The 20,358-nt window shown below is 35.9% G+C and carries 18 protein-coding genes; 6 read left to right on the forward strand and 12 right to left on the reverse strand.

Annotated features, from left to right (window positions below; translation table 11 throughout):
* Positions 1 to 169: 169 nt before the first annotated feature.
* Both dprA and Q1V95_RS11030 read right to left on the reverse strand, forming a co-directional pair.
* Positions 170 to 1,276, reverse strand: a complete 1,107-nt coding sequence (dprA, locus tag Q1V95_RS11025; RefSeq protein WP_300673771.1) for a DNA-processing protein DprA — start codon at positions 1,274 to 1,276, stop codon at positions 170 to 172.
* A gap of 30 nt (positions 1,277 to 1,306) precedes the next feature.
* On the reverse strand, positions 1,307 to 2,077 hold the full coding sequence (locus Q1V95_RS11030) for a rhomboid family intramembrane serine protease (RefSeq protein WP_300673773.1): 771 nt from the start codon (positions 2,075 to 2,077) through the stop codon (positions 1,307 to 1,309).
* Positions 2,078 to 2,228: 151 nt separating this feature from the next.
* Between Q1V95_RS11030 and Q1V95_RS11035 the strand changes: the two genes are divergently transcribed.
* Positions 2,229 to 3,335 (forward strand): DUF3078 domain-containing protein, encoded by a 1,107-nt coding sequence (locus tag Q1V95_RS11035; protein ID WP_300673775.1) that lies wholly within the window; start codon positions 2,229 to 2,231, stop codon positions 3,333 to 3,335.
* An 8-nt stretch (positions 3,336 to 3,343) separates the two neighbouring features.
* Positions 3,344 to 4,255: a DUF3078 domain-containing protein gene (locus Q1V95_RS11040; RefSeq protein ID WP_300673777.1), complete on the forward strand. Its 912-nt coding sequence runs from the start codon at positions 3,344 to 3,346 to the stop codon at positions 4,253 to 4,255.
* 61 nt (positions 4,256 to 4,316) lie between these two features.
* Here Q1V95_RS11040 and msrA read toward each other — a convergent pair whose 3' ends face one another.
* The 5 genes from msrA to Q1V95_RS11065 all read right to left on the reverse strand — a co-directional run bounded on the left by msrA (position 4,317) and on the right by Q1V95_RS11065 (position 10,678).
* Complete coding sequence (msrA, locus tag Q1V95_RS11045; protein ID WP_300673779.1) at positions 4,317 to 4,964, reverse strand: peptide-methionine (S)-S-oxide reductase MsrA; 648 nt, start codon at positions 4,962 to 4,964, stop codon at positions 4,317 to 4,319.
* 31 nt (positions 4,965 to 4,995) lie between these two features.
* Positions 4,996 to 5,961 (reverse strand): ROK family protein, encoded by a 966-nt coding sequence (locus Q1V95_RS11050; RefSeq protein WP_300673781.1) that lies wholly within the window; start codon positions 5,959 to 5,961, stop codon positions 4,996 to 4,998.
* 124 nt (positions 5,962 to 6,085) lie between these two features.
* Positions 6,086 to 9,160, reverse strand: coding sequence for a preprotein translocase subunit SecA (gene secA / locus Q1V95_RS11055; RefSeq protein ID WP_300673784.1), 3,075 nt, complete (start codon positions 9,158 to 9,160; stop codon positions 6,086 to 6,088).
* A gap of 115 nt (positions 9,161 to 9,275) precedes the next feature.
* Positions 9,276 to 9,497: a DUF2795 domain-containing protein gene (locus tag Q1V95_RS11060; protein ID WP_079666493.1), complete on the reverse strand. Its 222-nt coding sequence runs from the start codon at positions 9,495 to 9,497 to the stop codon at positions 9,276 to 9,278.
* A 155-nt stretch (positions 9,498 to 9,652) separates the two neighbouring features.
* Entirely contained in the window at positions 9,653 to 10,678 is a 1,026-nt protein-coding gene (locus Q1V95_RS11065; protein WP_300673787.1) for a GDP-mannose 4,6-dehydratase, read from the reverse strand.
* Between the two features lie 142 nt (positions 10,679 to 10,820).
* Here Q1V95_RS11065 and Q1V95_RS11070 point away from each other — a divergent pair, with 142 nt between their 5' ends.
* The gene (locus tag Q1V95_RS11070; RefSeq protein ID WP_300673790.1) at positions 10,821 to 11,615 is read left to right on the forward strand and encodes a DUF2797 domain-containing protein; all 795 of its coding nucleotides are present in this window, start codon (positions 10,821 to 10,823) and stop codon (positions 11,613 to 11,615) included.
* A gap of 32 nt (positions 11,616 to 11,647) precedes the next feature.
* Here the strand turns inward: Q1V95_RS11070 and Q1V95_RS11075 are convergent, their stop codons facing one another.
* Positions 11,648 to 11,998: a hypothetical protein gene (locus Q1V95_RS11075; RefSeq protein ID WP_300673792.1), complete on the reverse strand. Its 351-nt coding sequence runs from the start codon at positions 11,996 to 11,998 to the stop codon at positions 11,648 to 11,650.
* Positions 11,999 to 12,107: 109 nt separating this feature from the next.
* Positions 12,108 to 12,395, reverse strand: coding sequence for a hypothetical protein (locus tag Q1V95_RS11080; RefSeq protein ID WP_300673794.1), 288 nt, complete (start codon positions 12,393 to 12,395; stop codon positions 12,108 to 12,110).
* 303 nt (positions 12,396 to 12,698) lie between these two features.
* Between Q1V95_RS11080 and mfd the strand changes: the two genes are divergently transcribed.
* Genes mfd through pth form a run of 3 tightly spaced genes read left to right on the forward strand, consistent with a single transcriptional unit; the run spans position 12,699 to position 17,525 of the window.
* Positions 12,699 to 16,067 (forward strand): transcription-repair coupling factor, encoded by a 3,369-nt coding sequence (mfd, locus tag Q1V95_RS11085; RefSeq protein WP_300673797.1) that lies wholly within the window; start codon positions 12,699 to 12,701, stop codon positions 16,065 to 16,067.
* Positions 16,068 to 16,106: 39 nt separating this feature from the next.
* Positions 16,107 to 16,958: a hypothetical protein gene (locus Q1V95_RS11090; protein WP_300673799.1), complete on the forward strand. Its 852-nt coding sequence runs from the start codon at positions 16,107 to 16,109 to the stop codon at positions 16,956 to 16,958.
* 3 nt (positions 16,959 to 16,961) lie between these two features.
* On the forward strand, positions 16,962 to 17,525 hold the full coding sequence (gene pth / locus Q1V95_RS11095) for an aminoacyl-tRNA hydrolase (RefSeq protein WP_300673801.1): 564 nt from the start codon (positions 16,962 to 16,964) through the stop codon (positions 17,523 to 17,525).
* Positions 17,526 to 17,638: 113 nt separating this feature from the next.
* On the opposite strand, the gene Q1V95_RS11100 is transcribed toward pth, so the two are convergent.
* The 3 genes from Q1V95_RS11100 to Q1V95_RS11110 form a co-directional block, all read right to left on the reverse strand.
* Positions 17,639 to 19,231, reverse strand: a complete 1,593-nt coding sequence (locus Q1V95_RS11100; RefSeq protein WP_300673804.1) for a SulP family inorganic anion transporter — start codon at positions 19,229 to 19,231, stop codon at positions 17,639 to 17,641.
* A gap of 128 nt (positions 19,232 to 19,359) precedes the next feature.
* Positions 19,360 to 19,656 (reverse strand): hypothetical protein, encoded by a 297-nt coding sequence (locus Q1V95_RS11105; protein WP_300673807.1) that lies wholly within the window; start codon positions 19,654 to 19,656, stop codon positions 19,360 to 19,362.
* 29 nt (positions 19,657 to 19,685) lie between these two features.
* Positions 19,686 to 20,354, reverse strand: coding sequence for a carbonic anhydrase (locus tag Q1V95_RS11110; protein WP_300673809.1), 669 nt, complete (start codon positions 20,352 to 20,354; stop codon positions 19,686 to 19,688).
* Between the last annotated feature and the right edge of the window lie 4 nt (positions 20,355 to 20,358).

The following is a 20,358-nucleotide window of genomic DNA, read 5'->3' on the forward strand; positions in this document are numbered from 1 at the left end:
AATGTTATGTGACAAATTTAATTTTATTTTCAAAAAAGCAAAACAATTATTGAGTTTTTTTAATGCTTTTTAGCTTAAACAAAGATTTTTCTTAATGTTTTCATAAAATGCTTTTCTTTTTGAAAATTTAGAACTAAAAATAAAATTTTCTTAGCAAGTTATCAATCGATTAATAATTGGAGCAAGAATAATTCTTACCCGAATGCGATTTTATATATCCCAAAAGTTCCATTTCCAAAAGAATATTGAGAAGTTCTTGGGAATTTTTATCTGTTTTGTCTAAAAGTTCGTCAAAAGAAATACTAATTTTCTCTTGTATTAAATGGTATATTTCGAGTTGTATTGGATTGTCAATACTGGGAATTTCGAATTGTTCAAAAAGATTTCCGATTTCCATTTGATTTGTAAAACAAGCTTGCACCAAATCTGATATAGAATGGATAATCTGCGCTTTGTTTTGAGAAATAAGAAGATTACAACCTTGACTGTATTTGTCAGTGAGTTTCCCTGGAAGTGCAAAAACATCACGATTATAATCGTTGGCAAAGTTTGCGGTATTCATAGATCCGCCACCAAATGCCGATTCTACAATAATGCATTGTTGAGAAAGCCCTGCAATAATGCGGTTGCGTTGCAAGAAATGTTCGCGGTCGGGTTTTGATTTAGAAGTGTATTCGGAAATAATGGCGCCACCGTTTTCGATGATTAGATGTGATAATCGATGGTGTTTTGACGGATAAATCATGTGAAGTCCATGTGCCAAAACGGCAAGCGTCGGAATTTCTAATTGTAAAGATTTTTCGTGAACTTGTGCATCAACACCATAAGCCAAACCGCTGACTGTTGCTGCATTCTTGGATTTTATCTCTGTTAAAAATTCGTCGATAAATTGCTTACCATAACTTGTAATATTGCGAGTCCCAACGATACTAATGTTTCTGGTTTTCTTTGGTAATTGTCCTTTTACAAACAATAATGCTGGTGCATCTGGACACTCTTTCAGTAAAGTTGGATATGCTTTATCATTAATGCTGATAATCTGGATTTTGTTTTTCTGACAAAACTTTAGTTCCGAAGCGGCAAAGTCGAGATGTTTCTCCGATCCGATTTCCTCAACACGTTTATCACCAATCCCGAAAATTTGTTTTAGTTCAGACTTTGGGAGTTGCCATACGTTTTCGGCAGAACCAAATTCGTCGATAAGTTTTCGAAAATTAAGATTCCCAAGTTGATGGCAACTTTTTAGTGCTACAGCGTATAGATGCTCATTGTTCATCAGCTTAGGATTTTGAAAAAGAAATTAATACTATTCTCTTCGTCTTATCTCGTCCAGATGATCCCAAATATTATCTTTGGGTTTTTGTGGTAGCTCAAGAAAGTCGTCAGGGAAATTTTCTTTGTATTCTTGCCACATTTTATCGTCCTTTTCACTGTAATAATTCGGAAATTCCCAAATGAATTTTTTCTTTTTCTCACCGTATTTTCTAAACAAAAACGCGAGAATAACGCCAACCAAGCCTCCTGCGAGATGCGACTGCCAAGATATTCTGCTTGGCTCCTGTAAGTTACTAAATAATTCTTCAGGTAGCATACCCCAAACCAAACTTCCGTAATATAATGCAACCAATAACGAAATGGTTAGGAGTTTCATATTCCATCTAAAGATTCCGCTGAAGAATAAAAAGAATGCTAAAACATAGACCAAACCACTCGCACCGATGATACAAGCATAATTCCATTGTCCTGTAAAAATATCAACTGGAGGAAGTAGCCAAACAAGAAGCCCCGTGCTAATCCAACCAATGCCTAGAATTTTGTCAGCAATTGTTGGATAAAATTGATACAACAAAAATAAAAGTACTGCAATGGGAACACTATTTCCGAAAATATGATCGAGACTGCCATGAAGAAATGGCGAGGTAATAATTCCTAAAAGTCCGTCAGGCATCAACGGAATAATGGCACCTGAGCAATTGCTGAAAAAGCCAATGTTTTGCAGCGCATATCCAATCCACATCAATGCTAGGATTATGATCGGAACGACAAATGCTTTTCTGTTGATACTTTGTTTTATCATGCTTTTGCTAAGTCAAATTGGTTGCCAAAGAACGGATTAGGAAATTCTGTCCATTTTTTAGAAAATAAAAGCTGTGTTAAATATTTTAATTAAAAAAAATCTAATTATTTATTTTGTATTAATTTTGCAGGTTATTAGATGGATTATTAGGATGAAGAAATTACTATTACTAGTATTTTTAGGATTAAATTTAATGTTATTTTCTCAAAAGAAACCAGACTTAACAAAGATTATCGACTCTATTGCACAAGCCAACTGGACTGCTGCAAATAAGGAGTTGGATAGTATTGATGCGACTTCGATTTCGAATATTAAAGTAGCTAAAAAGTCTGACACAGTTATTTTTGAAAAAGTGCCACAATTGTCTGTTCAGGATATGCCAATAACGCCTTACGCTATGTTGAATACCGTTGAAGCACAACGTTGGTTTATTTTCGGACAAAACAGTTTGATATTTAATCAATCTTCATTTTCTAATTGGTATGCTGGAGGAAATGACAATATTGGTGTTATTGGAAAAGTGAACTACAATTTTAACTATAAGTCAGGTAAACATTTTCTAGAAAATAATGTACAATTGGGTTATGGTTTTGTGTCGTCAACGGGACAATCGACAAGAAAAACCGAAGACTATATTAATATTTCATCCAATTACGGATATGATTTAGGGTCTAATTATTATCTATCAACAGGATTTCAATTTGCGACACAGTTTGGAGCTGGATATAATTATTCTTTGACACCCGATCCGACCTATAGCGACCGCGTTTCCAAATTTATGGCGCCAGGATATCTTAATCTTGGTCTAGGTATTTCGTATAACCCAACAGATAATTTTCAATTGGTGATGCGACCTATTAACGGAAAGTTTACCTTTGTCTTAGACCCTGATCTTCAGCAAGCTGGACGATTTGGTCTTGAACGAGATGGACAAAGTATGCGAGCAGAGCTTGGTGCGATGGTTAACGCAACCTATCGTATCAACATTATAAAAGATATGACGCTTCTTAATAAGCTTAATCTCTTTTCTAATTATCTTCAACATTTTGAAAGAGTGGATATTGCATATTCTGCAGTGCTTAATCTGAAGTTCAATAGATTTATTAATACACTTGTGACTTTTGATATGGTCTACGATCACGATCAAATTGCAGGTTTACAAACCAAACAAACACTTGGTGTTGGATTGACATACAACTTTGGCTTCAAACTTGAAAGAGAAAAAAACAATAAAATAATTAATCCTTTTATTAAATAATTACAAACATGAAAAAACTTTTATTTGCTTCATTATTCTTGACAGTTCTTGCAAAGGCGCAAGACAACAAAGAAGTAGCAGTTGCTGACTCTACAAAGGCGTGGTCAATTGTTGGTCAAAACACATTAATGCTTAACCAAGCGGCTTTCTCCAATTGGGTTGGTGGTGGTGCTAACAACGTTGGTTGGTTAGCAGGTGTTAACTACAATATGACTTATGAAAAAGACAAAGACCTTTGGGAAAACATTGTGATTCTTGGTTACGGTATGAACAATACACAAGGGATGGGAAATCGTAAAACGCAAGATGTTATCAACCTTTCGACCAATTTTGGTAGACAGATTGCGGGACATTGGTACGCTTCTGCTGGTGCTAGTTTGTTAACACAATTTGCTGCAGGTTATGCTGATGGTAACAATCCTGATGCTGCGAAGATTTCTAATTTTATGGCGCCCGGCTATGTTAATGTTGGTGCAGGTTTCACATACAAACCAAATGACAACTTTACAATGACGTTGCGTCCTGCAAATGCTAGATGGACTTTTGTAGGTGATAAAGATTTACAATATGCAGGTAGTTATGGTCTAAAGCATGATGGCGATTCATCATTATTCCAATTCGGTTTCTTGGGAACAGCGCAATACAAATTGCAGATTATGGAAAACATCACCTTGATGAATACAGGATCTGTATTTTCTAACTACCTAGATCATCCAGATCGTTTGGTATTGGCGTATGGCGGTATCCTTAACATGAAAATCAATAAGTATATTTCTACACAAGTAACTTTGGATCTATTGTACGACCACAATCAAATCAAGAAAACGCAGTTAAAACAAACTTTAGGAATTGGTCTAGCTTACAACATCGACAATGGTGTTAAACGTTCTGCTAAAAAAGACAACCAAACTTGGAAATAGTTTTTAACTAAATTTAAAACATATAAAAAGCGCTTTAGAATCTCTAGAGCGCTTTTGTATTTTATTCGGATTTCAGCATATTAAGCTCGCCAAAATGTTTTTTAAACTTCTGGATTTTTGGTCCAACCACCGCACTACAATATGGTTGTGTTGGATTGGCATTGTAATAACCTTGATGATAAGTTTCCGCAGCCCAAAACTTTTCGAAAGGAACTATTTCTGTTACATATTTTCCTTCCCATTCTTGTTTTGCTTCCGAATTTTTAAGAGAAACTTCAGCGTCTTGTTTTTGTTGTTCAGAATGATAAAAAATGACAGAACGGTATTGAGTACCAATGTCATTGCCTTGTCTGTTAAGCGTTGTCGGATTGTGCAAAAACCAAAATACTTCCAAGAGTTTTGAAAAAGAGATAATACTTGGATCGAATTTAATCTGCACAACTTCTGCATGACCTGTTTCGCCTGTACAAACTTCTTCGTAAGTCGGATTATCTTTGTGACCTCCCGAATATCCAGATGTTACACTTTCGACGCCTTTTAACATATTGAAACAGCTTTCGACACACCAAAAACAGCCTCCTCCAATTGTTGCTAATTCCATTTTATGATTATTTTTAGGTTTAATATTTATTGTTTTCGATTTTGAATCTTGTCCATTACAACCGACAAATACGAGTAAAGTCAATATAAGTAACGCAAGATTTTTCATTTAAAAAAGATTTAAAAAAGATAAAAAAAAACTACTTTTCCCAAACCAATGCACTTGCTCCCAAAATGGCAGCATCGGCTTCGTCCAATTCGCTGGTTACTAACTTTACTTTGTCACGAAATACAGGTAAAAGATTTTTTTCCATGTGAAGTTTGGTTGGTTTTAGGATATAATCGCCAGCTTTTATAACACCACCAAAAAGTAATATCGCTTCTGGAGAAGAAAACATTACAAAATTGGCCAATGCTTCTCCTAAAATTTGTCCAGTGTATCGAAAGACTTCGATTGCAACTTCATCGCCTTTTTTAGCACACTCATGGACTGTTTTGGAGTTTATTTCTTCTTCAGGGAAGTTGTTTAACATAGAACTTGGAAACTCGGCGCGCATTTTTTTTGCAGTAATACTAATGCCAGACGCAGATGCATAAGCTTCTAGAGAACCTTCAGATCCTGTGCTCCAATGTTTTCGACCGCCAGGTTTCACAATGGTATGGCCCAATTCGCCAGCAAAACCGTCATGTCCATAGATCAATTGTCCATTGGAAATAATACCGCTACCAACGCCTGTTCCTAAAGTCATCATAATAAAATCCCGCATACCTCGCGCTGCGCCATACATCATTTCTCCTAATGCTGCAGCATTGGCATCATTGGTAATACTGCATGGTTTTTTGAATTCGGCAGAAATCATCTTTGCAAAAGGTATAATTCCTTTCCAAACTAGATTAGGAGCATCCTCGATTGTCCCATTGTAATAATTGGCATTAGGCGCACCAATACCAATGCCGCGGACATCAAGTTCTGGATGATTTTGTAATAGCGATTCGATATTGGTATGAAGATCTTTGACAAAGTCTTCGATGTTTTCGTAATCGGTTGTTTTTAGGCTTCCTTTTTCGTGGATTTCGCCACGGTGATTAACGAGTCCGAATTTTGTATTTGTGCCGCCGATATCGATGCCGATTGCGACTTCGTTGGATAAATCTAGTAATGCCATCTTGTATTTTATCGAAAGATAAATTTAGTGAAAATCTTTGTCTTAAATTGGTTGTATTATTTTTATTTAAAACAAAAAAAACCGAAGAGATTGCGCTCTTCGGTTTGTGATATTTTGACAATTCTTATTGTACAGGGATTTCGCCTTTATATAAGAATGAAATAACTTCTTTGTTAATCTTGTCAACCATTTCGCTAAACAAGAAGAAAGATTCTTGCTTGTAGATTACCAATGGATCTTTTTGCTCGTATACAGCACCTTGCGAAGATCTTCTTAAGTCATCCATTTCGCGTAAGTGTGTTTTCCAATTTTCATCGATGATTGCTAAAGAAATATTCTTTTCAAAATCTGTGATTAGACTTTCTCCTTTTGACTCATAAGCTTCTTTAAGGTCTGTTACAATTGTCATTGTTTTTGTACCATCGCTGAAAGGAACTTGGATCATCTTGAACATGCTACCTTGGTTAAGGAATACATTTTCTAAAATTGGATTTGCCTTTTCTTTAAGAAGTTCAAGTTTCATTTTGTAATCTTCTTGAGCACTTTTGAAAACTTTATCTACCAATGCTTTTTCTTGCAAGTTGTTGAACTCTTGCTCCGTCACTGGTGATTCCATTGTGAAATATTTAATTAAATCAAATTCGAAATCTTTGAAGTTTCCGTTAGTTTTAGCAGAAGAAACAATTGAAGCCGAAGTATCATAAATCATGTTAACGATATCATACTTCAAGTGATCTCCAAATAAGGCGTTCTTTCTTCTCTTGTAGATTACGTCACGTTGCTTGTTCATAACGTCATCGTATTCTAGAAGTTTTTTACGAATACCGAAGTTGTTCTCTTCAACTTTTTTCTGTGCTCTTTCGATAGATCTAGAAATCATAGAATGCTGAATAACTTCACCTTCCTTATGACCCATTTTGTCCATCATTTTCGCAATTCTTTCGGAACCGAATAGACGCATCAAGTTATCTTCTAGTGAAACATAGAATTGTGATGATCCTGGATCCCCTTGACGTCCTGCACGACCTCTCAACTGTCTGTCAACACGTCTAGAGTCATGTCTTTCTGTACCAATAATTGCTAAACCTCCAGCATCTTTAACTTCAGAAAGTAACTTAATATCGGTACCACGACCTGCCATGTTGGTTGCAATAGTTACAACACCTGGCTGTCCAGCACCAGCAACGATTTCTGCTTCTTTTTTATGCAATTTCGCATTCAATACTTGGTGCGGAATTTTCCTTAATTGTAATGCTCTAGAAAGCAATTGAGAAATTTCTACCGAAGTTGTCCCTACAAGAACTGGTCTTCCAGCAGCTGTTAATCTTTCAATCTCTTCAATTACAGCATTGTATTTTTCGCGATTTGTTTTGTACACCAAATCGTGTCTGTCATGTCTTTGGATTGGTCTGTTAGTTGGGATTACAACAACATCCAATTTGTAGATTTCCCAAAGTTCGCCAGCTTCCGTTTCTGCTGTACCTGTCATACCTGCCAGCTTGTTGTACATACGGAAGTAGTTTTGTAAAGTAATTGTTGCGAAAGTTTGTGTTGCCGCTTCGATTTTTACATTTTCTTTTGCTTCAATCGCTTGGTGAAGACCGTCAGAATAACGACGACCATCCATAATACGACCTGTTTGCTCATCCACGATTTTTACCTCACCATCGATAACAACATATTCGTCATCTTTTTCGAAAAGCGTGTAAGCTTTCAACAATTGGTTAAGGGTATGGATACGTTCTGATTTAACAGCGAAATCTCTGAACAATTCATCTTTTTTAGCGAATTCTTCTTCTTTTGTTAAACCTTGTTTTTCTAGTTCTGCTACTTCTGTACCGATGTCTTGTAATACGAAGAAGTTAGGATCTTCGTTACCAGCAGACATATATTCTACACCTTTATCCGTAAGATCAATCTGATTGTTTTTTTCATCAATCACAAAATAAAGATCTTTGTCAACGATAGGCATATCGCGGTTGTTGTCTTGCATATATTGCGCTTCAACTTTTTGAAGCAATGCACGGTTTCCGCTTTCTGATAAAAATTTAATTAAAGGACGAGATTTTGGAAGTCCTCTGTAAGCTTGTAATAGTTTGAAACCACCTTCTTTAGTATTTCCGTTAGCAATTAATTTTTTTGCTTCGTTAAAAATACCTGTGATGGTTCTTTTTTGGATATCAACGATACGATCGATTGATGGTTTTAAAACATCGAATTCTTGTCTGTCTCCTTGTGGAACTGGACCAGAAATAATCAGCGGTGTTCTTGCATCATCTACTAATACTGAGTCAACCTCATCGACAATGGCAAAGTTAAGTTCGCCTTGTACCAATTCTGTTGGTGATGCCACCATGTTATCTCTCAAGTAATCGAAACCAAATTCGTTGTTAGTTCCGTATGTAATACTTGATTGGTAAGCTTTTCTTCTTGCGTCAGAGTTCGGTTGGTGATTATCGATACAATCGATGCTCATCCCATGGAACATATATAAAGGACCCATCCAAGCCGAGTCACGTTTTGCAAGGTAATCGTTAACCGTTACAACGTGTACACCACGACCAGGAAGTGCATTAAGGTAAATAGGAAGTGTTCCTACCAAAGTTTTACCTTCACCAGTTGCCATCTCCGCAATTTTACCAGAGTGCAATACGATACCACCGATAAACTGTGTATCATAGTGTACCATATCCCAAGTAATTGGCGTACCAGCAGCGTCCCATTGGTTTTTCCAAACCGCAGTGTCGCCATCTAGCTCAACGAAATCTCTTGTTGCAGCCAACTCTCTATCCCAATCCGATGCTTTCACACGGATAGAGCCATTTTGAGCAAGACGTCTAGAAGTTTCTTTTAATAAAGCAAAAGCTTCTGGAAGAACTTCATTAAGGACTTTTTCTTCAACTTGATAAGAATCTTTTTTAAGACTTTCTATCTTAGTGAATAGTGACTCCTTTTCGTCAACATCATTAGAATTTTTAATTTGTTCTTGTACAGTGTTAATCTGCTCTGTAATAGAAGCTGTAGCAGTTTTGATTTTTGATCTAAATTCTTCAGTCTTCTCTCTCAGTCCATCGTCCGTCAGTTGTTGGATGTTAGGCTCTACAGCCTTAATCTTGTTAACAACTTTTTTTACTTCTTTTAAGTCCTTTGCGTTTTTGTCACCCAAAAAACTTTTAAGAACACTATTTAAAAAACTCATTATCTATTGATTTTTTCGTCAGGAATCCTCCTTAATTTTTGAAGAAAACCGAATGTCTTCTTCGTTAATAATTCAGTGAAGCCTTTGGAGGTTGTCCAAAGGCATTATTATAATATTAATATTCGTCTTCGTTCCAAAGGAAGTCTTCGTCAGACGGGTAGTCAGACCATACTTCTTCGATGCTTTCGTAGACTTCTCCTTCGTCTTCGATGGCTTGTAAGTTTTCTACAACTTCCATTGGCGCACCAGTTCTGATGGCATAGTCGATAAGTTCTGCCTTAGTCATTGGCCAAGGTGCGTCGCTTAGATATGAAGCTAATTCTAAAGTCCAGTACATAATTTAATTTTTTGCAAAAGTAAAAAAATAGGTTATATAATATAAATTTTATTCTCTGTTTTCAAAGAATTTTTTAAAAACTTTTAAAATTTCTTTAATTTAAATTTAATAAAAAGCTTGCAAACATTGTATTAAACATAGTTTTGCGAGACTTGCTATGCTTTTCTCAAAAACCATTCCACAAATTTTTTTATGCCATTTTGGAAGTTGGTCGTTGGTTTATAGTCAATTATTGTCATAGCTTTTGTGATGTCGGCGTTCGTTTTTGTCACATCGCCTGCTTGCATTGGCAGTTTTTTGAGATGTGCTTTTTGTGACATTTCGGATTCGATGGTGGATAGCATTTCGTTGAGGTTAATCACTTCGCTTTCGCCAAGGTTCAGGATTTCATAGACATTGTTATTGTTTTCAAGATAGCTAATCGATTTTAAAATACCATCAATAATGTCGTCGATATAAGTGTAATCTCTTGCTGTGCTACCATCACCATAGAATGGAAGCTCTTTTTCTTCAGAAATTAATTTCGTGAATTTATGAATTGCTAAATCTGGACGTTGTTTCGGACCATAAACCGTGAAGAAACGCAACTGTATCATATCTATATTATAAAGATGATGATAAACGTGTCCCATTATTTCACCACATTTCTTGGTTGCTGCATAAGGCGAAATCGGTCTGTCAACATTATCCGTTTCCGAGAATGGAATTTTTTCATTGTTGCCATAGACGCTTGACGACGAAGCACAAACAAATTTTTTAATGTTATGTTTTTTGCAAAGTTCCCAAAGATTCATGGTGCCACGGATATTAACCGACTCGTAATCCAAAGGTCTTTCAATCGATGGTCTAACACCAGCTAAGGCTGCAAGGTGAATGACCAAATCAATTTTATGATTGTCAAAGATTCTTTCTAACCCCTCGAGGTCGCGAATGTCTTGATAGTAAAGCTGATACTTGTCGCTTTTTGCTAAATTTTCAAGCTTTGCAATATCTTCTTCTTTATTGTTAAAATCAAATGCGGCTGAAAGTCCAATACTATCTAGCGTGTTTTCAATCTTGATTTTGTAATCGTAAAAGTCATCAAAATTATCGATGTTAATGACAGAATGTCCATTTTTGAGAAGATGTTCGACAAGGTGAGAGCCAATAAAGCCAGAGCCACCTGTAACTAGATATTGCATAATTGTGTTTTCTTGTTTCGCAAATGTAATAAAATAAAGAGATTTTTGGTAAAAAGCTTTTGTAACAAGTCCAATATTTTGATTAATTATTGTATTGTTTCTAAATTCTGAAAAGACTAATTTTATAGTCTAAATTTTTGCAATGATATTTTCTGGACAAATTCTTAAAATGAGTTCTCAGTTGGCAGAACCAATTCAATATTTTCTTAACCTAAATGATGATTTGATTTCGATGAATCAAATTTTTGGTAAAGAACTTCGTATAAAGCATATTGGCTACCAATGTGTGAATTGCGGCAGTGACGAGAAAATCTACAGAATGGGTTTTTGTAAGAAATGCTTTTTCGAAAGTCCGTACGCGAGCGATACAATTATTCGTCCAGAGTTGTCAACAGCGCATCTTGGTGTTGCAGAACGCGATTTGGAGGTTGAAAAATCGATTCAATTGGTGCCGCATGTTGTATATCTTTCCTATACTGGTGATGTTAAAGTGGGCGTAACGCGAGAGACGCAAGTGCCAACACGTTGGATTGACCAAGGTGCTACTTTTGCTTTGCCAATTGCGAGAACCGAAAACCGTTATGAAGCGGGAATGATTGAGGTTGCGTTAAAAGAACATATCGCAGACAAAACCAACTACAAAAAAATGTTGATGTCAGAGGTAACCGATGATCTGGATTTAAAAGAGTTCCGTGATAAAATTTCAGAGTTTTTCCCAAATGATTTTAAACAATTTGCTAGTGCTGACGAAGAAACTGTCAAATTAGATTATCCTTATACGCCGTCTGGAAAGGTGAATGTTTTTACATTAGATAAGCAACCAGAATTTACTGGAGTCCTTAAAGGCATCAAAGGTCAATATCTACAATTCGAAGGGGATTACTTCATAAATGTTCGTGGGCACGAAGGTTATGTCATCGAACTTGAAATTAAATAAAAAAATGGCGCTCCAATTGTTGAGCGCCATTTTTATTTTGTCAGTCTAAACTGCGAATTGTCATCCGATGGAATAGCTTTTAGAAAATCATCGAATTCAGGACCGTCGTAATTGCTTTCTGCGCCGTAAGCTTCAATCAGGTAAGATATTTCTCCATCTTTATCTTTCATAACGTATAAGGCTGCGCTATCAGACGGATTGCTTTCACCTTCGAATCTGTAAGCACGAATAATTAGTAAATCAGTTGGATTGCTATAGATTTTTCCTGCGCCTTGTAGCTCAAACACTTTATCTTCATTCATCCGAACTTCCTTGTTTATCCCATTTTGGGCAAGTTGGGTCATTAGTTCGCTAAGCGTTGTCATTGGATAATCAAATGTCATAATATTAGGATTTTGGTTATAAAAGTAAAAGCAAAAATTATGCAATAAAAAAACCTCGCTTCAGAAATTCTGAAACAAGGTTCACGCTAAAAATAAAAGTTATGAAAAATTATTTGTTTTCTTTGTAACGCTTATCTGGCGTACCATCTTTCTTAAGATGCTGATTTTGCTTATAACGCTTATCAGGTGTACCGTCTTTTTTAAGCTTTACAGAGGTTGTTTTAGTATCTGTCACAACAGTTTTACCTGCTGGAGATTTAACTTCTTTAACTTCTGTTGTTTTAACTGTTGCAACAGGTTTAACAGGAGTTGTTTTAGTTGTCGAAGGTTGAGTGCTTTGTGCGCTTGCTAAGCCTAAACCTAAACTTAATGCTAATGCTGCTAATATTCTTTTCATTTTTAATTACGTTGTGAATTCTTTGGTAAATGTATAGCAAAATTTCAATTGCTAATATCATTGTTTTATTTTTAACTATAAATTATTAAAGATTAAAAAAAAATTAAAAGAATTTATTAATTGAAATAAGCTTTGTTAGTGGTTTTGTCGCTACTATCGCTCGTTCAAAAATGAATAATATTAAGTTTTTACTGTATATAGGCTTTGAAGACTTAAAAATATCAGAATTCTTATCTTTGCAATATTAAATACGATTCCGGAAAATATTCGGCGTCGTTATGTCATTTATAGACTATATATTTTATGTCACTAAAAACCATTCAACAATATCTGCTTCCAGACCTTTTAAAAAATGAATTTGGTAGATCCATTTTCGAAGCTTTGGAGCAGCATCAACATATTTCGGTTAAAGGTTCGGCAGGTTCGTCTGCTTCTATTTTTGCTGCGGAATTGTTCGTTACTCAGAAGAGAAATATTCTTTTTGTGTTTAATGATAAAGAAGAAGCACTTTATGCTAACGCGGAAATTGAAGACTTGGTTGGTAAGGAAAATGTTCTGTATTTTCCTGCAACGCATCTTGATCCTTATCAAATAGAAAAAACGCAAAATGCCAATCTTGTACTTCGAACAGAGGTTCTTAATAAATTGAATTCCAGTAAAAAAGCTAAAATAATTGTGGCTTATGCTGGAGCGCTTTCGGAGAAGGTTTTGAAGAAGGAAGATTTCAAAGCGATTTCGCATCATATTAAAGTTGGAGATCAATTGGATTTTGACTTTGTCGATGAGTTATTAAATCATTACCAATTCAACCAAACGGATTTTGTGTCCGAGCCGGGTGAGTTTTCTGTTCGTGGTGGTATTGTCGATGTTTTCTCTTTTGCCAACGAAAAACCTTTCAGAATTACATTCTTTGGAAACGAAGTTGAAAGTATTAAAACTTTTGATATCGAAACGCAACTTTCTGTGGATAAAGTGACAGATTTTCAGTTGGTTTCGAATATGAATTATAGCGTTACTGGAAGTAAGGTTTCGTTGTTTGACTTGTTGCCAAAAGATTGTTTTGTCTTGGCAAAGAACGCTTTTATGTCATTAATTCAGGTTAAGAATTTTTACGAAAAAGCGGAAGAAAAATTTGAAAGCCTCAATAAAGATATCAAACATCAAACGCCTAAAGAACTTTTTGTATCTCAAGAAGATTTTTCTAAAGCTTTGTCAACGAGGACTTTGGTGGATTTTACTTTAGATACACTTAAAGTGGATGATTTTAAATTTCATCAAGTTGATGCTTTCCAAACACAGCAGCCATCTTTCCATAAAAATTTTGAACTTCTGATTGAAGATTTAATGGAGAAACAAGCAGAAGGTTATGACACTTGGATTTCTTTTTCAACAGAAAAACAAAAAGAAAGACTCGAATCTATTTTTGAAGAACTGGAAAAAGAAGTGCCTTACAAAGGTTTTCTATCAGAGCTTCACGAAGGTTTTGTCGATAGCAAAAATAAAATTTCGGTTTACACAGATCATCAGATTTTTGATCGTTACCAACGCTTTAAAGCAAAGAATTCATTCGCTAAAAGTGAACAACTGACACTCAAGGATTTAACATCATTAAAAATTGGTGATTATATTACCCATATCGACCATGGAATTGGAAAGTTTATGGGTTTGGTAAAAATAACTAATGATGGAAAAGTACAAGAGTGTTTTAAGCTAAGTTATAAAAATGGCGACTTACTTTATGTGAGTATTCATTCACTACATAAAATTTCAAAATACAATGGTCCAGATGGTCGTGAGATTGTTTTAAGCAAATTAGGTTCTCCAGCTTGGAAGTCCTTAAAACAGAAAACCAAGGCTAAAGTTAAACAGATTGCCTTTGATTTAATTAGACTTTATGCGCAACGGAAAATGGCGCGCGGTTTTGCCTTTTCGCCAGATTCTTATTTGCAGAATGAATTGGAAGCAAGTTTCTTATACGAAGATACACCAGATCAAGAAAAGGCAACGATTGATGTGAAACATGATATGGAAGCTGAAACCGTGATGGATCGCTTAATTTGTGGAGATGTTGGATTTGGAAAAACGGAGGTTGCAATCCGTGCAGCCTTTAAGGCAGCAACTGATGGGAAGCAAGTTGCGATTTTGGTACCGACAACAATTTTGGCATTTCAGCATTATCGAAGCTTTAAAGAAAGACTTAAAGACTTTCCTGTTAACGTGTCGTATCTCAACAGGTTCCGAACTGCAAAACAAAAGGCGGAAACTATCCAAGGACTTGAAGAGGGTAAAGTTGACATTGTTATTGGCACGCACCAATTGGTTGGAAAAAATGTTAAGTTTAAAGATCTTGGACTTTTAATTATTGATGAAGAGCACAAGTTCGGGGTTTCTGTAAAGGATAAACTTAAAACCCTTAAAAACGATATCGATACTTTGACTTTGACAGCGACGCCCATTCCGAGGACTTTGCAGTTTTCGTTGATGGCAGCTCGAGATTTGTCTGTTATTAAAACACCACCGCCCAATCGTCAACCAGTTGATACGCAATTAATTGGTTTTGATGAAGAGTTAATTCGTGATGCCGTTTCTTACGAGCTGCAACGTGATGGACAAGTATATTTCATTAATAATAGAATTGAAAACCTTAAAGATATTGCGGGACTTATCCAAAGATTGGTTCCAGACGCTCGTGTGATTACTGGTCATGGACAAATGGATGGCAAAAAACTTGAAGAAAATGTCCTCGACTTTATGGAAGGTAAATATGATGTTTTGGTATCGACAACCATCGTGGAAAGTGGAGTAGACGTTCCGAATGCGAATACGATTTTCATTAATGATGCACACCGCTTTGGGATGGCGGATTTGCACCAAATGCGTGGCCGTGTTGGTCGTAGTAACCGAAAAGCCTTTTGTTATTTATTAACGCCGCCGATGGATATGATGACTTCTGATGCTAGAAAACGTCTTGAAGCTATTGAGCAGTTTTCGGATTTGGGAAGTGGATTCCAGATTGCGATGAAGGATTTGGAAATTCGTGGTGCTGGAGATTTGTTAGGCGGAGAGCAAAGCGGTTTCATCAACGAAATGGGTTTTGAGGCTTATCAGAAAATTATGCAAGAAGCTTTGGAGGAATTAAAAGATGATGAAGAGTTTGAGAAATTGTTTGACAATGAAGAAGAACGTCAAAAACTAATTAAATCTACTAAAGAAGTTAATATTGAAACCGATTTGGATTTGATGTTGCCAGACGATTACGTATCGAGTACCGAAGAGCGACTTTTGCTGTATCAAAAATTGGCGGACATCGACAACGAAAAAGATTTGGTGAAATTCGAGCACGAGCTGGTTGATAGATTTGGTGCATTACCAAAAGAAGCGATTAATTTATTAAAAAGTGTTAGCCTAAAATGGTTGGCTGCAGATATTGGTTTTGATAAGATTGTTATGAAAAATCGTGTATTCTTAGGTTATTTCCCAAGCAATCCTCAAGATAAGTTTTATCAAACGGATAAGTTTAAAAAAGTTATTTCGTATCTGCAACTTAATCCGGCAGAAGCTCAACTTAAGGAAAAAGCTGGTAAGGAAGGAAGCCAGTTAATGATGCGTATTGACAATATTAATGATGTGGATGCCGTTAATATTTTATTGCAGAAGATATTGGCTAGTTGAGATTAATAGAAATATAGTATTTTTGTAAAAATTAGAAAGATGAAATTAGGTTTCAAAACTTTATTTATAGTTGGTGTCGCAGGCTTGTTATCGGCTTGTGATTCGACAACAGACAGAAATGGCGATCCGTTAATAGGGATGGATTATGGTGGTGTTATAATTAAAGATGCTAAAAAAATTAAGAAAATCGTTGAAACGGATTCTGAGGGCATAACCATGACAACTACCTATACTTATGATAAAGATGATCTAGCTACGGTTGTTGCAAAGTCAACAGATGGTGATGAAGCGACATATACCTTATCTTATACTGATGGTGTATTAGATAAAGTGACTGTTGATGAGATTAAGGATGCAGAACCTCTTACTACAGTTTTTAATTTGTTGTATGTTTCTGGAGGGAAGCAACTTCTTAGTGCAAATGGTACCGCAACTTCTAGCGGAACAGAAATTCATACAGTAACAACTAATTATAATTACTCTGGTTCCAAAGTATCTAAAGTATCAACCGTATATAATACTTCAGCAATGGAGATCGGACGTGTTGATACAAACATCGGATATTCTGGTGATAATGTTAGTACTTTTGATATTAGTACAAGCATGTTTGGCACTGCACCGATAATTGTAAATTCTGAATTATCTGGATATGATGACAGTAGAAAGAATCCTTACGCGGCTTTTCCAGATGCGTTTAAGGCTTTCTCAATTAATTATATGTTAGGATCTGCTCCGATGGTTGTAATGTCTAAATCGGTAAATAAATATTTGAAGGTAAATGCGATGGGGCAAACAATCGGAATTAATAGCGTTTACAAATATGGAGGAGACGGTTATCCTATTAGTGGGTCAAATGATCAAGGAGGAAAAATTACTTTCGAATACTATTAAACTATGAAATATCTTATTGTTGGCTTAGGCAACAAAGGTGACGAATATACTGAAACCCGGCATAATGTCGGGTTTAAAGTTGCTGAAAAAATCGCTGAAAAAATTGAAGCGCCTTTTAAATCTAGTAACTTTGGATTGTTGGCGGAAGGCAAGCACAAAGGCAGAAAAGTTTTTGTTCTAAAACCAGATACTTACATGAATCTTAGCGGAAATGCGGTTCGATTTTGGATGCAAAAAGAGAATATTCCTTTAGAGAATGTTTTGGTGGTTACGGATGATTTAGCTTTACCTTTCGGAACTTTAAGAATGAAAATGAAAGGTGGTGCAGGTGGTCATAATGGACTTAGAAATATTGAAGAAGTTTTGAATACCGGAAATTATACAAGACTTCGTTTTGGCATTTCTGCGGAGTTTAAGGATGGACAACAAGTCGATTATGTCCTTGGAAAGTGGTCTGAAGAGGAAAATGAAAAACTTCCCGAACGATTGGAGAAATTTGCAAATGCTAGTTTGTCGTTTGTCTTTGCTGGAGTTGGTAATACCATGACAGCTTTTAATGGAAAATAAAATCGAAAAGCGAACCAAATTTTGGTTCGCTTTTCTTTGATAGAATATTGAAGCTTGTTTGTAAGTTTAAAATAAAAATTAAACAAGCTGCGGGTGAGAAAAGAGTTTAATAATTAAATTGCACGTCGATGTTCGATGATAACATGCGAATCTTCGTCAAGTGCGTAATCTTTGTAAGAGGTTTTAAAACCGATTAAACGGACTTCAATATCTTCTTCGTCGGCTCTTACATTTGCGAAATCTTGTATCATTTCCAAAACATCGGTTGCGATATAAGAAGTGCTTCTAGCATCGATGGTTACAATAGAGTTTGGTTTAATGTTTTTCAAAGTTTTCTTAATTGCTGCTTTATTTAAAAACGAAACCTCTTCTGCTAGTTTAATGTTAATTTCATCCGCTGAGTCTAGGTTTTCGCGACTTAAATAATAGGCACGTTTCATATTTCCTTGAAGAACATAGATAATAGAAATCGCTAGACCAATACCAACACCTTTTAACAAATCAGTTGCTACAATTGCGATAATTGTTGCAATAAAAGGAATGAACTGGTATTTGCCTTTGTGCCAAAAATGCATAATGTTTTTAGGACTTGCTAGCTTGTAACCAATTAAGATTAAAACCGCAGCAAGCGTCGCCAACGGAATCATATTTAACAAAAAAGGAATACTCAGCGCACATACAAGTAGTAAAATACCGTGTATCATTGTTGAAATTTTGTTGGTTGCACCAGCATTAGCATTGGCAGAACTTCGTACGACAACCGAAGTCATAGGAAGTCCTCCAATAAAAGAACTCAAGATGTTACCAATACCTTGGGCACGTAGCTCAAGATTGGTATCTGTGATTCTTCTTTTAGAATCGAGTCTGTCCGAAGCTTCGATACACAAAAGCGTTTCGATGGAAGCAACAATCGCAATCGTCGTACCCACAATCCAAACTTTGTAATTTAAAAAACCTTCAAAAGCTGGGAAAGTAATCATGGCTTTAAAATCATCTGCCGTTTTTGGAACGGGAAGATTAACCAAATGTTCTTTTGAAATCGCTAAAGAACTTCCACTCGCCAAAAATATTTGGTTTAAAACAATACCAGCGATTACCGCTACCAAAGCGCCTGGAAGAAGTTTTAGTTTCTTTAAAACTTTCACTTTGTCCCACATCAGAAGAATTGAAATGGAGACCAAAGTCACCACAATTGCTCCTGGATGTATCGCCGAAATTAGGTTTCCAAAAAAGGCTGGATTAAAACCATCTTCAAATATCGCTTCACTTGCGATATTGCTGTTATAACCTAATGCCAACGGAATTTGTTTAATAATGATAATAATACCAATACCAGCCAGCATTCCTTCGATAACATTATTTGGGAAATAGTTGGAGATACTACCAGCACGAATAAAACCTAAAATCAATTGTATAACACCAGCGATAATTCCTGCTGCTAGAAATAATTCAAATGAACCAAGGTCTGTGATAGCAGCGATAATAATAGCGGTAAGTCCTGCTGCGGGACCTGATACCGAAATGTGAGAGTTACTGATGAATCCGACTACCAAACCGCCGATAATACCTGAGATAATCCCAGCTAAAGGTGGTGCGCCAGATGCTAATGCGATACCGAGACAAAGTGGTAAGGCAACTAAAAAGACGACAAGTCCTGACGGAAAATTCTCCTTGAATAATCCCATGAAGTTTTTTGCTTTTTTCATGTCCGAAAAAGTATAAGTATTCAACCTCATCTTTTTTATAAATGAAGTTTTGTACGTTGAAAATTTAATTTTAATTAATTGAATTAGAGATGTTTCCTAAGAGTAAATAAAGGGAAGCATGATTAAAATTAAATCTGATTCGGAGGTGGCGAAAAAATAGGGATATACGGAGAGATGCTCGCATTGTCATCAATAAGAGCGAAAGATTTTTTGCCAAGGTCGGATTCAAAAAACTTAATAAAGTCGTGAATTGAAAGCGGTTTTGGCGTTACTTTTTCGTTGAATGACGACGCGCTCGTTTTTACTTCTTCTTCAGCAATTGAGATGTTAGTCGTTGGCAAATCCCATCCGAAAAGCGCAGCCATACCAGGTAAAGCTGTGAAATTCAGAAAGAATGCTAAAACTAAAATACTCAAATACTTCATAAGATTGTCTTAATGACAGATGTCCGAATTTACTTTTCCATTTTTGGAACTGACCAAGTCGATTCTGTCAAATCATAAATTTTCTGAATATGATGAAGAATACCTTCAAAATTAATATTCAGATCTTTAAGTTTACCGGTTTTCAAATCGAAAACCCATCCGTGCACAACGGGATAACCATTTTGGACAAAGCCTTTTTGTACTGCTGCAGCTTTCACTACATTGATGCATTGTTCTTGTACATTAAGCTCTACCAATCTGTCAAACTTTTGGTGTTGGTCCGAAATCGAATCTAACTCCTCTTGGTGCATACGATAGACATCGCGAATACTTCTCAACCAAGGGTTAAGTAGACCAAGGTCTGTTGATTGCATAGCTGCATTAATACCACCGCATCCATAATGTCCACACACAACGATGTGTTTTACTTTTAGGTGGCTAACGGCATACTCAATAACCGAATTAACATTCATGTCGATATTGTTAACCATGTTAGCAATATTTCTGTGAACGAAAATTTCACCAGGTTTCAATCCCATAAGGTCTTCTGCCGGAACTCTACTGTCGGAACATCCGATGTATAGGAATTCTGGGTTTTGACCTTCTGCTAAGTTTTTAAAAAAATCTGCGTTGGTAGATTTCATTTCCTCTACCCATTGACGGTTGTTTTCAAAAACTTTGTTGTACGAATCTTGCATAATA

Origin of the sequence: Soonwooa sp. (genome assembly GCF_030151385.1) — a bacterium.
In the GTDB taxonomy this organism is placed as follows: Bacteria; Bacteroidota; Bacteroidia; order Flavobacteriales; family Weeksellaceae; genus Soonwooa.